Consider the following 12,440-nt stretch of genomic DNA (forward strand, 5'->3'; position numbering starts at 1 on the left):
GATGCAAGCGCTCTGGCAACTTTCCGCGACGGAACTCGCTTCAGGTTTTCGCGACGCCGCTTTCACGCCGAGCGACGCGCTGCGAGCGTGCATGCTGCGCAGCGACGCCGTCGACCCCTGCCTGAACGCGCTGGTCGCGCTGGACGCGGTGGGTGCCATGCACGCCGCGGAGCAGAGCGGTCTCCGGTGGCGCGAAGGACGCGCATTGAGTGCGCTGGACGGCGTGCCGATCACGATCAAGGACAACCTGCAGGTGCGCGGCCTGCCGACCCACTGGGGCAGTCGCGCGCTGGCCGGCTTCGTGGCGGAGCGCGACGAAATGCCGGTGGCCCGTTTGCGCGAGGCGGGTGCGGTGATCTTCGGCAAGACCAACGTGCCCGAGTTCACGATGCAGGGCTACACCGACAACCCGGTATTCGGTCCCACCGGCAATCCCTGGAACCCGGCGCTCACGCCGGGCGGTTCGTCCGGCGGGGCAGTGGCACTGGTGGCCGCGGGAGGATGTCCGATAGCGCTGGGCACCGATGGTGGCGGCTCGATCCGCAGGCCTGCTTCGCACACCAACCTGGTCGGCTTCAAGCCGTCGCGTGGGCGCGTGCCGCGCGGCGAAGGGCTGCCGCCGATATTCCTCGACTTCGAGGTGGCAGGGCCGATTGCACGCAGCGTGGCCGATGTGGCTTCGGTCATGCGGGTGATCGGGCGGGGCCCGATGGAGGAGTGGAGTGCGCCGCGTGCCCGCGTTCTCTTCATCCCGCGGTTCGGTCGTCATCCGGTCGATCCGCAGATCGCGGCGTTGACCGAAGCGGCCGCGCGCAAGCTGGCGGAAATGGGGCACGAGGTCACGACGGCACAAGACTTCGACATGGCCGAGGCAGTCAACGAGCGCTGGTCGCTGCTGGCGCAGGTGGGGCTGGCGTGGCTCGTTGCCCATCCGCAAGAGTTGCCGGGCCGGCCCTTCGACCCGTCGTTGATCGGCCCGATGATGCAGGCCAATTCCGAAACCGGCCGCAAGGCCATTGCAACGGACCTTTTCGACCTGCTGTTCGAGGCGGAGCGGCTGCGCACCGGGCTGTCGGGACTGTTCGACCGGTACGACTTCCTACTGACACCGGCGGCCGCTGCATTGCCGTGGCCCGCGAACGAAACTCACCCGCCGCGCATCGATGGACGCGCGGTGGGGCCACGAGGCCACGCAGTGTTTGCCGGGTTCGCCAACGCCGCGGGCTTGCCCGCTATTGCGCTGCCCTGCGGCTTCGCGGGCGGGATGCCGGTCGGCATGCAACTGGTCGCGCGTGAAGGCGCGGACGACGCGCTACTCGCGCTGGCCCAATCGATCGAGCAAGCCCATCCATGGCAGCGCTTCCCCGACCTTTGACGATGTCCGCGCCCGTGGCGGCCGAGGTCACTGCTGCGCAGGCGTTGGGCCGAGCGCGGCGCGATGGCCGGCGCGTGTTGTCGACGCAGCTTCAGCTGCGCAGCCGTGACGAGGCCTATGCGATCCAGGACGCGACCCTGGCTGAGATCGGCCCGATCGGAGGATGGAAGGTCTGCGGGGCGGGAGCGGGTAAGGAGCCGGAATGTGCTCCGCTGCCGGCCGCAGGTCTGGTGCCCGGCGGATCTGCGCTCAACGGCTGCGGATGGCACTTGCTTGGAACCGAAGCGGAGGTCGCATTCCGCCTTGGATCCGACTTGCCGCCACGCGCGTGGCCGTACACGCGCGACGAGGTGGCGCGAGCGATCGCATCGGTACTGCCAGTGATCGAAGTGGCTGAAACCCGCCTCGCCGACTGGCTCGATGCCGCCCCCGTGGCGCTCCTTGCCGACTTGCTGTGCCATGGTGGCCTGGTGCTAGGGGAGCCCGAGGCGTTCGACGCCGGATGGTTCGACCTGAAGCAGACGGAGGTCGTGATGCGCTTTGACGATCAGATCGTCGCGCACACGATTGGCGAGCATGCGCACCCGGATGTCGGCGGGCTGCTGGTGTGGCTTGCCAACCATTGCATGACGCGTGGCTCGGGGTTGCAGGCCGGCCAGATCGTCACGACCGGCTCGTGCACCGGAATGCTGTTCGCATCGCAAGGCACGGCCGTGCACGTGGAAGTGGCAGGTCTCGCGCCGCTGAGCCTCTTCTTCTGAGCGCATCGAACCCGACCAAAGGAAATCGACATGGACACTTCAAGGATCGACGTTGTCGTCGAGGCACTGATCCGTGCGCGCCGCGACAACACCGTGGCCCTCGCCGCGCCGCTGGCCGATGCGCTCCGCGACGCCGGTGATGCTTATGCAGTGCAGCAACGCGTTGCCGAAGAAATCGGCTGGTTCGCGAACTCGCCGCCGCGCTACTGGAAAGCTGGGGGACCGTCGCGCGACGCGGAACTGACCTGCGCGCCATTGCCGCCCGAAGGTGTGTGGACGAGTCCCGCCCGCACCGGCGGGTGGCCGTTCCACCTTCGTGGAATCGAGGCCGAAGTCGCCCTCCGGGTGGGACGCGAGGTCGATCAAGCGCTTGCATCGACACTGGATACGCGAAGCGCGCTGGCCCTCGTCGATGCGATGGCCGTCTCGATAGAAATCGTCGATTCGCGCTGGCGGGAGGCGCTTGATGCGCCTGCACTGTGCAAGCTGGCCGACCTGCAGTCGCACGGTGCGCTGGTGCTGGGCCACTGGGTTCCGTTTGTCGCGCGCGACTGGAGTGCGCAAACCTGCGCAGTGCGCATCGGCACGCAAGCGCCAGTCGAGCGCCGCGGCAGTCACTCGCTCGGCGACCCTGCATACCTGCTGCCCGCATGGCTGCGTCATGCCACACGCCGCGGCGGCCGCATTGCGGCCGGCACGGTGGTGACCACCGGCACGTGGGTAGGCATCCTGAATGCGGCCGAGGGTGACCTCGTCGTCGCTGAATTTCCGGGCATCGGCCATGCGTCGGTGCAGTTGTAAACCCCTGATTGAAACGAAGGACGGAGACAAAAATGATCGCTCTCGACAACCATCCCAGCGGCCGCCATTTCCTGCAGATCCCCGGACCCAGCCCCGTGCCCGACCGCATCCTCCGGGCAATCAGCCTGCCCACCATCGATCATCGCGGGCCCGAGTTCGCGACGCTCGGCAAGAAGGTGATCAGCGGTTTGCAGGAGGTGTTCCGGACACGGCATCCGGTGGTGATCTACCCCGCGTCGGGGACCGGCGCGTGGGAAGCCGCGCTTGTCAACGTGATGAGCCCCGGCGACAACGTGCTGATGTTCGAGACCGGCCACTTCGCGACGTTGTGGCAGAAGATGGCGCAGCGGCTCGGCCTGGAGCCCGAGTTCCTCGCATTGCCGGGCACCGACGAGACAGGGTTGCCGCGGAGCTGGCGCCATGGCGTGCAGGCCGATCTGATCGAGGAGCGCCTGCGAAAAGATGCCGCGCATCGCATCAAGGCGGTATGCGTGGTGCACAACGAGACTTCCACCGGCGTGACCTCCGACATCGCGGCGGTTCGGCGCGCGATCGATTCGGCAGGCCACCCGGCCTTGCTGATGGTCGACACCATCTCCGGCCTCGCCAGTGCCGACTACCGCCATGACGAGTGGGGCGTTGACGTAACGGTCAGCGGCTCGCAGAAGGGCCTCATGCTGCCGCCGGGCATCAGCTTCAACGCGCTGTCCCCGAAGGCCATGGAGGTCAGCAGGACGGCACGCCTGCCCAAGGCCTTCTGGGCGTGGGACGAGATCGTCGAGATGAACAAAGGCGGCTACTGGCCCTACACGCCGAGCACGAACCTGCTCTACGGCCTCAGCGAATCGCTCGACATGGTGCTGGAGCAAGGGTTGCCGGCGGTGTTTGCGCGCCACCAGCGTTGGGGCGAGGGCGTTCGCACGGCTGTGCGCGCCTGGGGCCTGCCAACGCAATGCGCGGATGAGCGGCTGCATTCGCCGGTATTGACGGGGGTCATCACGCCCCAAGGGGTCGATGCCGATGCGCTGCGCAGGCTGATCCACGAGCACTTCGATCTTTCGCTCGGCGCCGGGCTCGGCAAGCTGAAGGGCCGCATGTTCCGGATCGGGCACCTGGGCGATTGCAACGACCTCACGCTGATGGCGGCGCTGACGGGTGTTGAGATGGGCTTCAGGCTGGCTGGCGTATCGCTGGCCGGTAGCGGCGTGCTGGCAGCCATGGATTACTTTGCGGGCAGTCCGGTCGCCAATGCAAGGTGATCTGGGGCAGAGGCTGGAATCGCGTCCAGAAGAATCTCCCGCTCGCTGTCGGAAGCGATGAGGCCGACCTCGAAAGCATCCCCCGGAGGAGCTAGCCATTGGCCTAAAGTGTTGATCCAGAAGGCTGGATTCCGTAGACTGCCCTCCCTCCCCAGTGGGGGTCGGCGGGCTTTTTCTGGCCAAGATTTCTCCGTCGGCCCGGGGAGGCGAACCTAGCGAAGCTTCCCCAGCCAGAGCGCCGCCAGCGCCGAGCGGTTGCCCACGCCGAACTTGGCGTAGATCGACTTGACGTGGAAGTGCGTGGTATTCGGACTTTGGTCGAGCTTCTGGGCGATCTGCTTTTCGGTGTGCCCGTCGAGCATCTCCAGTAGCACCTTTCGCTCGGCCGCTGTGAGGGGCGCATTCGCAATGAGCAGGCCGTGGCTGAGCAACTGCTGGCGGTAGAACCAGCGCAGGCCGCGCATCACGAAACCCAGTTGGCGGCTGTCCAGTGCGGAGAAGCGGGGCGCCTGCGCGTCCCGGAATACGAACAGGTGAATCCTCACATCGTCATTGAGCGAGCAGCGCATCGACATGCTGTCGGCGTGTCCGACGTTCAGGTAGTGGCGCCTATAGTGTTCGCCCTCGAACCATTCAGGCGGCAGCGTCTGGAAAAGCAGGCGGGTGCGAAACGGCTCATCGCCTGAAACCGCAAGAATCTGCGACACGTCCACTTTGGGAGACCAGAGCCCGTCGAATTGCTCCTGCACTGACGCTGCAACAGCAGGGATCGGATGCAAGAGCCGCACGAGGCGCGGGCGCCAACCAAGCAAGGCATCGGTCGGGGTGGCCGACGGCAGTCGCACGACCACGGCCCAGAGGACGTTGCGCGCCGCAAACATGGCACACAGCGTGGCCAGAAGAAAGTTCAGCGCCGCATCGCCCTCGCCCGCCGAGAACTCGGCAAGTCGGTCCCACATTGCATAGGCGTCCTCATGGTGCAGATCGGTTGAATCCGTCGGTTGGTGCATGTCGTCCCCGAAAGAAGTGTGTGCGGATCGCTCGGGCAAGCATAAGGGACACAAGGGACATGGGGCCACCTATCGAGGTAGTACCCAGCCGCGTCGCCGCGCACGATATTCAGTGCGGAATCCAGGGGTCGACGAGGACGCCTTGGGGTTCGCCAGCGCCGCTGTCATGCGAGGCGTTCGCAAGCTCGGGCGGCGGGCCCTGAAGCATCCGGGAAGCAACGACGAACCTGCACACCCGAGAGAAGAAAGGACTTCGACATGATCGACCTGGAAGGCGTGACCGCCCGGCAACTTTCCGACGTGATCGGAGCGATCTACGACTGCGCCCTGGCGCCGGAGCGATGGCCGGCAACCTGCCGGATGGTCGCCGACCTGTGCGCGAGCACGGGCGGCGGCATCTGCGTTCACGACCTGCAGCAGGTGCAAAACGATCAGCTGTTCGTATTCGGCTACTCGCCGGAATTTCTGGAGAAGCTGGGCAGCCAGTACGCCGAGAGTCCGATGGCCGCCGCGGATGTCGTCTCCAACGTCGGCGACGTGAACTCGCTGTCCAGGGAGCCTCGGCAACTGATCGAAAGCCGCTTCTACCGCGAGGTGCTGCAACCGTTCGATCTGGCAGACATGGTCTGGTTTCCGGCCTTGCGGACCGGCAGGCGCATGGCATCGTTGCATGCATCGCGTAGCAGGGAAAGGCCCTTCTACCAGCAGCATGACCTTCAGCTGTTCAGGCTGCTGTCGCCGCATGTCTGCCGGGCGCTGGCGATCTCCGACGCGCTCGACATTCGCGCGCTCCATTCGGAAATGCTCGAGAAGACGCTGGACGGGCTCTCGGCGGGTGTCTTCCTCACGGCCCGCGATGGCCATGTGGTCTACATGAACGCGGCCGCCGAAGGTCAGGTCCGCGCAGGCCGGTCGATCCGGCTGGATCATCAGCGCCTGTCTGCGGTGAATCCCACAGCGCGTGCAGCGCTTGCGCAGGCTATGGACGCTGCGATGCGCAGCGTGGCCGACCCGTCCTGGAAATCGCCTTCCGTGGCCATCCCGGATGGCGCCGGCGTGGGCGTCGGCTGCGGCTACGTCGCCACCCTGCTGCCCATCGAGAACGGCGAGCGAAGCGGCATCCTGGCGCCCTTCGCCGCATCGGTTGCGATCTTCATGCAGGACCCCGTCCAGGTCCCGCTCATGCCGGGCGAAGCCTTCGCCCGCCTGCATGGCCTGACCGGCGGAGAGCTTCGGGTGCTGCTGGCCCTCTCCCAGGGCCTGGGCGGCATGGAGTCCGCAGCGATGCTCGGCATCAGCGAGCCGACGGTTCGCACCCACCTTCAGCGAATCTTTTCAAAGACGGGCACGACGCGGCAGTCGGATTTGCTGAGCCTGCTCCATCGCTCCACGCCACCGGTGCGTGTGGCGGCACATGCGAATTGACGCCACCGGCATTCCCGTTGACAGGGCAATGAGCGGCGCCGCGCCTGAAGCGGCTATGGCGCGTCGGCCGCCGGCCCGCGGACGGGGGCGCGCACGCGCTCGACCGCATCGCCTGGTAGAGCCGCAGTGCGTTCAAAGGCAACAGCATCGAATGGAGCAGCAGCACCGGCCCCAAGCCGATCCGGTGCGCATACCACACGAACAGGACGTTGCTGCCGATTGCCATCAGGCGAAGCGCCCGCATCTCGCGCAGGGCGAAGGTCGCGAGCACCGCCGCCGACGCCGCGTAGCCCAGGCAGTCCGTGGGATGCAGTTGCATCATTGGCGCACCCGCTGACCTCGCGTCGTTGCGACTTCGAACCCACTTCCGATGTGCGCCGTCATCTCGATTCCCCTCTCAGTCCGACTGACTCGAAAGGCTAGAGATGCGATGAGGTTCATGCGTCATCCGAAGCAACGATGCCGGCGCATGGTGGTCGGAGCGCCAGATCCAGTGTTCCCCGCCATCCGGCACGCAGGAACATTGCCTTCATCGACCTTCAGTTCGGCGGCTGGATTCCCCAGCGTCGCATGCGCCTGTAGATCGTCATGCGTGCCAAGCCCATCTGATGGGCCACCGCGCTGATGTTCCAGCGCGATGCACGGAGGTACTGCAGCAGCAACATCGCTTCGGGCGATTGCGGGCGGCCGACCGGGCTCGCGCTGTCGCCCGACGTGGCTGTCGTCTCCACGGCTTCCAAGGCAGCTGGGGAAGTGGCGGCCAGGATGCTCTCGGGAAGTTCGGACAGGCCGATGGTGCCGCCGTGGCCCGCCATGGCCCGCGCAAAGTCCAGCGCGTTGCGCAACTCGCGCAGGTTGCCAGGCCACGCATAGGCCAGCAGACGCTGCTCGGCGGCAGGGTCCAGTTGGCATGCATCGGCCGGCGTGTCGAGAAAGCGGCCGATGAGCCAGCCCAGGTCGCGGCGCCGGCGCAGCGGGGGCAGCGTGAGGTGTGCGCCCGCCAGGCGGTAATACAGGTCTTCCCGAAAGCGTCCCTCGCGCACGCGCGCCGGGAGGTCGGCGTGCGTGGCGGCCAGCACCCGCACGTCGACCTTGACGGCACGGGTGGCGCCAATGGGCAGCACTTCGCGCTCGGCGAGCACGCGCAGCAGGCGCGCCTGCATGGCCAGCGGCATGTCGCCGATCTCGTCCAGGAACAGGGTGCCGCCATCGGCCTCCTGCACGAGGCCGCGCTTGCCTTTGGGAGCGGCGCCGCTGAAGGCGCCGGGCAGGTGGCCGAACAGCTCGCTCTCGATGAGCGTTTCGGGAATCGCCGCGCAGTTCACGGCCACGAACGGCTGGTCGCGCCGCGGGCTGGCCGCATGCAGTGCGCGCGCGAGGTATTCCTTGCCGCTGCCGGTCTCGCCGGTGACCAGGACGCTGACCTCCGTCTCCGCCAGTCGCGCTGCGCGTTGCAGTTGCTGGTCGAGTGCCGCATCGCCGCCGCTCAACGCGGCCAGCGGCGAGGGCAGGGCGATGGCGTCGGCCGTCGGCGCCACCACGCGGCTGGGCGGCGCGATGGCGTGCAGGAACAGTCGCGTGCCGCCGCGCAGCACCACGGCGCGGCGCTCGCCCGGCATGGCACGCAGATACCGGCCCAGGTCATCGAGGCGCAGCTCGAACAGCTGCTCGAAGGAAAGGCCCAGCACGCAGCTGCCGTGGGCCGCCTCCAGCAGCAGCTGGGCCGCGCGGTTGTGGCCCACCACGCGGCCGCCCGCGTCCAGCGCGACGAGGTAGTCGGGGCTGATCTCCACGAACTCCGGCGAGGGATGAAGCTTGAGCACCCACTCGCTGCGGAACCAGCGCAGGAAGTTCGCGCTCTCGACCCGGTGCGCGTACAGCTTGACGAGCTGAAGCGCCAAATACTGGCTGTTCTTGGCCTGCGGCGAAGTGAGTGCCGAGATGTCGAGCACCGCAGTGAGGCGGCCCAGCGGGTCGTAGATCGGCGCCGCGGTGCAGGTCAGCGGGATGTGGGTGGCATCGAAGTGGTCGGTCTGGTGCACGACGAGGGCCTGGCCCGTGGCAATGGCTGTGCCAATGGCGCACGTGCCGGCGAGGTGCTCGTTCCAGTCGCTGCCCAGGTACAGGCCGGTGCGGCGCAGGTCCGGGTCGAGCCGCAGGTCGCCCAGGTAGTCCACCGTCACGCCGCGCGCGTCGGCCAGCAGCACGCAATAGCCCAGGTTGCCCACCTGTTGGTGGATGGCTTCGAGCCCGTGGCGCGCGATGGAAAGGAATTCCTCGATGCGCTCGCGGTGTTCGCGAATCCGTTGCGAGGGCAGGATGATGGCTTCCTGCATGCGCGTGGGGTCCAGTTTGTGCTGGTGCACGCAGCGCGACCAGCTTTCCCGGATGAGCGGGTCGATATCCGGCCCGGCGATGCCCGTGCGCGGGTCGATCAGCCGGATCACCTCATGGATGTGCTCGCTCTGCGCTGTGTGCATGCGCTGTCTCCTGCTGTGGGCACCTGCCGTGGGCACGCGCCGGGATCGCCCCCTGGCCCCGGGGGTTGGCCAATATAAACCCCGTGCAGGATCAGGTGCGCAGCTTGCGTCCGAGCAATTGCTCGACCTTTGCGGTCTTGGCCAGCAGCCGTCCGGCCGGTCCGTCGCGCCAGTCGACCTTGAGGTTCAGGCCGATGCGTGTGCAGCCGGCCTGGCGCAGATGATCGAAGCAGGCCTTCACGAGAGCGAAGCTCTCGTCCCATTCGCCCTCGACGATGGTGCCCATGGGCGTGAGCTGGTAGGGCAGGCCGCTCCTGTCGATGATGTCGATGACCTGAGCCACGTAGGCGCTGACACTGTCGCCGTCGGCACGCGGCGAGATCTGGAATTCGAGCAGAACCATGGATCTTCCTTTTGTTGCGTCTCTTGCTTCTCTAGCGTTTCTTCACGTGGCGCCGTCCAGCCCATGCAGGCGCAGCGCCCCGGCCAGCCGGCCGGCCCAGTCGGCGGCAGGCGCTTGCCCGGCCCGCATCGCTTCGACCGCGACGCTGGTCAGCGCATCCTCGCGGTAGCGGCGCACCTGACCCAGTCCTTCCTCGAAGGCGTTGGTGGCGACGGTGAGAGCGGCCGGATCCGCGTCCAGCACGATCACGGCATGCGCCAGAACGACCGGTACGCCTTCCACGCGCCGCCATGCCTGCGCGGTGCCCACGAGCTTGCGGCCACCGGCGGCGAGGTTGTAGCGGCCATCGCAGAACGAGCCCTCCACCGGCTGCGGCGATGCAGCCACGCCCAGCGCCGCCAGCGTGCGTTCCAGCAGCGCGCACAGGTCGCGGTAGACCGCGTCGGCCTGCACCGGTTCGGACTGCGCCGTGCGCCACAGCAGGCTCAGGTTCCAGAGGCCCGGTCCCTGGGGCACCAGGCCGCCGCCCGACGAACGGACGTGCACCGGCGTGCCGGCCTGCGCGCAGCGCGCCTGCCAGTCGGCCCAGCCCGGCGCGCGCGCGTAGGTGGCCGGCACCGCCCAGCCCGGCTCGCCTTGCCACAGATGCGCCTGCGGCCCCGCCCCCGCGGCTGCCGCCTGCGCCCAGCCGCGCTCGGCGGCGATACCGTCAGCCAATGGACTGACATGGTGTTCGAGCATGGCAAAGCGCGGCAACATGTGGCGATGCTAACCAGCGCGCGCGAGGTGCTTCAGAAGGGCTGCATTGACCTCGCCGGCCTTTTCCAGCATGGCCATGTGGCCGGTGCCCGCGAACCGGATCACCTCGGCCTGCGGCCCGGCATTGGCAGCCTGGGCGGCGGGGATCACCTGATCGTCCTCGCCCCAGAACACCAGCAGCGGCTTGTCCAGCGCCTGGAGCCGTTCGGCCAGCACGGTGCTCTGCCGCCCTGCGGCGAAGAGTGCGGCGCCGAGTTCGCCCAGCAGCGGCTCGATCCCGTCCAGCCGCTTGTACTTGAGCATGTCGTCGACCATCTGGCGGCTGACCAGGGCGGGGTCGGCAAATAGCTGCTCCAGCACGGGCTTGAGTTCGCGCCGCGATTGCGCCTGCACGAAGCCGTCGGTGTAGCCGGTGTTGATCTCTTGGCCCAAACCCGCCGGGCTGACCAGTGCCAGGCTGGCCACGCGCCCGGGTGCGTCGAGCGCCAGTTGCAGCGCGATGGCGCCGCCCATCGAATGGCCCACCATGTGCAACCGCCCTGGCACGCCCGCTTGATCGAGAAAGCGCGCGACGAAGCCCGCAAGCGCAGGCAGCGAGGTGCCGGGCAGCCTGGCATCGCTGCCGCCGTGGCCCGGCAGGTCCAGCGCGATGACGGGGTGTCGCTCCGCGACGGCGTCGAGGTTGAACAGCCAGTTGTTCAGGTCGCCGCCAAAGCCGTGGATGAACAGCACCGGCACGCCCTCGTCGGGGCCTCGTCTCGCAAAGCGGACGCGGATGCCGTCCACTTCGGCATGGTCGAAAGCCGGGCCGCTGTCCTCGTCGTCGGCACCGGCGTCCGGCACTTCGAATGCAGCGATGTAGGCGTCGATGTCGGCATCGGCCACTTCGGGCTCGGCCATGACGGCGAGCAGCGACTTCACCGGCAGCAGTTCGCCGCTCTGGCCGACGATGCGGCGCAGCAGGCCTGCATCGGCAGCCTCGACCGCGTTCGAGATCTTGTCGGTCTCGACATCGACGATCGCCTGGCCGACCGCGATGCGCTCGCCTTCCTTCACGAGCCAATCCTGCACGGTGCCCTCGCGCATCTCCAGGCCCCACTTGGGCATGACGATGGGGATGATCTGCGTGTTGCTCATTTCAGTGCGCTCCCTTGCCGAGCGTGCGGCGCGCGGCGGCGGCGATCTGCGCGGCGCCGGGAATGTAGAGGTCCTCCAGCGCGGGCGAGAAGGGCACCGGCACATGCGGCGGCGCGACCATCCCGATCGGCCCCTTCAGCGCAGCGAAGGCTTGCATCGCCACCTGCGCGGCGATATCGGTGGCGATGTTGCAGCGAGGACTTGCCTCGTCCACGCACACGAGGCGGCCGGTGCGCTCCACGCTCTCGAGCACCGTGTCCATGTCCAGCGGCGAAAGCGTGCGCAGGTCGATCACCTCGGCTTCGATGCCTTCCTTGGAAAGCAGCGCCGCGGCCTCCAGCGCACGGTGCACCATCAGCCCATAGCTGACGATGGTCACGTGCTTGCCGTCGCGCACCACGCTGGCCTCGCCGAACGGAATGGCATAGCTGGCCTCGGGCACCTCGCCTTCCAGGCCGTAGAGGTTCTTGTGCTCGCAGAAGATCACCGGGTCGTTGTCGCGGATGCTCTGGATCAGGAGGCCCTTGGTGTCATAGGGCGTGCTCGGGCACACCACCTTCAGGCCCGGGATGTGGGTGAACAGCGGCGTGAGCATCTGCGAGTGCTGCGCCGCGGCCCGGAAGCCCGCGCCCACCATGGCGCGGATGACCACCGGCGTCTCGGCCTTGCCGCCGAACATGTAGCGGAACTTGGCCGCCTGGTTGAATATCTGGTCGAAGCACACGCCCATGAAGTCGATGAACATCAACTCCGCAATGGGCCGCATGCCGCAGGCCGCCGCGCCGATGGCCGCGCCCACGTAGGCGCTTTCGCTCAGGGGCGTGTCCAGCAGCCGGTCGCCGTGCTTGGCATGCAGGCCCTTGGTGACGCCGAGCACGCCGCCCCAGGCGTCCTGCTCGCCCTCTGCACCGGCACCGCCGACGATGTCCTCACCCATCATGATCACGCTCGCGTCGCGTGCCATCTCCTGGTCGATCGCCTCGTTGATGGCGGTCTTCATGCTGATCTTTCTGGCCATGGTGTTCTCCTG

The 12,440-nt window shown here is 67.6% G+C and carries 11 protein-coding genes; 5 read left to right on the forward strand and 6 right to left on the reverse strand.

Annotated features, from left to right (window positions below; translation table 11 throughout):
- Position 1: 1 nt before the first annotated feature.
- From WKW77_RS27550 to WKW77_RS27565, 4 genes are read left to right on the forward strand one after another with little or no spacing between them, the layout of a single operon-like run.
- Positions 2-1,375: an amidase gene (locus WKW77_RS27550; RefSeq protein ID WP_340360082.1), complete on the forward strand. Its 1,374-nt coding sequence runs from the start codon at positions 2-4 to the stop codon at positions 1,373-1,375.
- Positions 1,376-1,389: 14 nt separating this feature from the next.
- Positions 1,390-2,136 carry a 2-keto-4-pentenoate hydratase gene (locus tag WKW77_RS27555; protein WP_340360083.1) on the forward strand — a complete coding sequence of 249 codons (747 nt, stop codon included), beginning with the start codon at positions 1,390-1,392 and terminating at the stop codon, positions 2,134-2,136.
- 30 nt (positions 2,137-2,166) lie between these two features.
- Positions 2,167-2,937, forward strand: coding sequence for a fumarylacetoacetate hydrolase family protein (locus WKW77_RS27560; RefSeq protein ID WP_340360084.1), 771 nt, complete (start codon positions 2,167-2,169; stop codon positions 2,935-2,937).
- A 32-nt stretch (positions 2,938-2,969) separates the two neighbouring features.
- Positions 2,970-4,196: a pyridoxal-phosphate-dependent aminotransferase family protein gene (locus WKW77_RS27565; protein WP_340360085.1), complete on the forward strand. Its 1,227-nt coding sequence runs from the start codon at positions 2,970-2,972 to the stop codon at positions 4,194-4,196.
- 212 nt (positions 4,197-4,408) lie between these two features.
- Here WKW77_RS27565 and WKW77_RS27570 read toward each other — a convergent pair whose 3' ends face one another.
- Positions 4,409-5,206, reverse strand: a complete 798-nt coding sequence (locus WKW77_RS27570) for a helix-turn-helix transcriptional regulator (RefSeq protein WP_340360086.1) — start codon at positions 5,204-5,206, stop codon at positions 4,409-4,411.
- 258 nt (positions 5,207-5,464) lie between these two features.
- Here WKW77_RS27570 and WKW77_RS27575 point away from each other — a divergent pair, with 258 nt between their 5' ends.
- Positions 5,465-6,631: a helix-turn-helix transcriptional regulator gene (locus WKW77_RS27575; RefSeq protein WP_340360087.1), complete on the forward strand. Its 1,167-nt coding sequence runs from the start codon at positions 5,465-5,467 to the stop codon at positions 6,629-6,631.
- Positions 6,632-7,170: 539 nt separating this feature from the next.
- On the opposite strand, the gene WKW77_RS27580 is transcribed toward WKW77_RS27575, so the two are convergent.
- The 5 genes from WKW77_RS27580 to WKW77_RS27600 all read right to left on the reverse strand — a co-directional run bounded on the left by WKW77_RS27580 (position 7,171) and on the right by WKW77_RS27600 (position 12,428).
- Positions 7,171-9,111, reverse strand: a complete 1,941-nt coding sequence (locus WKW77_RS27580; RefSeq protein ID WP_340360088.1) for a sigma-54-dependent Fis family transcriptional regulator — start codon at positions 9,109-9,111, stop codon at positions 7,171-7,173.
- 91 nt (positions 9,112-9,202) lie between these two features.
- Positions 9,203-9,514, reverse strand: a complete 312-nt coding sequence (locus WKW77_RS27585) for an MTH1187 family thiamine-binding protein (RefSeq protein ID WP_340360089.1) — start codon at positions 9,512-9,514, stop codon at positions 9,203-9,205.
- A 42-nt stretch (positions 9,515-9,556) separates the two neighbouring features.
- A complete protein-coding gene (locus tag WKW77_RS27590; RefSeq protein ID WP_340360090.1) occupies positions 9,557-10,273 on the reverse strand; it encodes a lipoyl protein ligase domain-containing protein in 717 nt (238 codons plus the stop codon).
- Positions 10,274-10,282: 9 nt separating this feature from the next.
- Positions 10,283-11,410: an acetoin dehydrogenase dihydrolipoyllysine-residue acetyltransferase subunit gene (locus WKW77_RS27595; protein WP_340360091.1), complete on the reverse strand. Its 1,128-nt coding sequence runs from the start codon at positions 11,408-11,410 to the stop codon at positions 10,283-10,285.
- Between the two features lies 1 nt (position 11,411).
- Complete coding sequence (locus WKW77_RS27600) at positions 11,412-12,428, reverse strand: alpha-ketoacid dehydrogenase subunit beta (RefSeq protein WP_340360092.1); 1,017 nt, start codon at positions 12,426-12,428, stop codon at positions 11,412-11,414.
- Between the last annotated feature and the right edge of the window lie 12 nt (positions 12,429-12,440).

It is taken from the genome of Variovorax ureilyticus, from assembly GCF_037889935.1.
In the GTDB taxonomy this organism is placed as follows: domain Bacteria; phylum Pseudomonadota; class Gammaproteobacteria; order Burkholderiales; family Burkholderiaceae_C; genus Variovorax; species Variovorax ureilyticus.

Coding starts and splice junctions, on each gene's coding strand:
- WKW77_RS27550 (WP_340360082.1), top strand. CDS start 2: ATGCAAGCGCTCTGGCAACTTTCCGCGACGGAACTCGCTTCAGGTTTT.
- WKW77_RS27560 (WP_340360084.1), top strand. CDS start 2,167: ATGGACACTTCAAGGATCGACGTTGTCGTCGAGGCACTGATCCGTGCG.
- WKW77_RS27565 (WP_340360085.1), top strand. CDS start 2,970: ATGATCGCTCTCGACAACCATCCCAGCGGCCGCCATTTCCTGCAGATC.
- WKW77_RS27570 (WP_340360086.1), bottom strand. CDS start 5,206: ATGCACCAACCGACGGATTCAACCGATCTGCACCATGAGGACGCCTAT.
- WKW77_RS27575 (WP_340360087.1), top strand. CDS start 5,465: ATGATCGACCTGGAAGGCGTGACCGCCCGGCAACTTTCCGACGTGATC.
- WKW77_RS27580 (WP_340360088.1), bottom strand. CDS start 9,111: ATGCACACAGCGCAGAGCGAGCACATCCATGAGGTGATCCGGCTGATC.
- WKW77_RS27585 (WP_340360089.1), bottom strand. CDS start 9,514: ATGGTTCTGCTCGAATTCCAGATCTCGCCGCGTGCCGACGGCGACAGT.
- WKW77_RS27590 (WP_340360090.1), bottom strand. CDS start 10,273: ATGTTGCCGCGCTTTGCCATGCTCGAACACCATGTCAGTCCATTGGCT.
- WKW77_RS27595 (WP_340360091.1), bottom strand. CDS start 11,410: ATGAGCAACACGCAGATCATCCCCATCGTCATGCCCAAGTGGGGCCTG.
- WKW77_RS27600 (WP_340360092.1), bottom strand. CDS start 12,428: ATGGCCAGAAAGATCAGCATGAAGACCGCCATCAACGAGGCGATCGAC.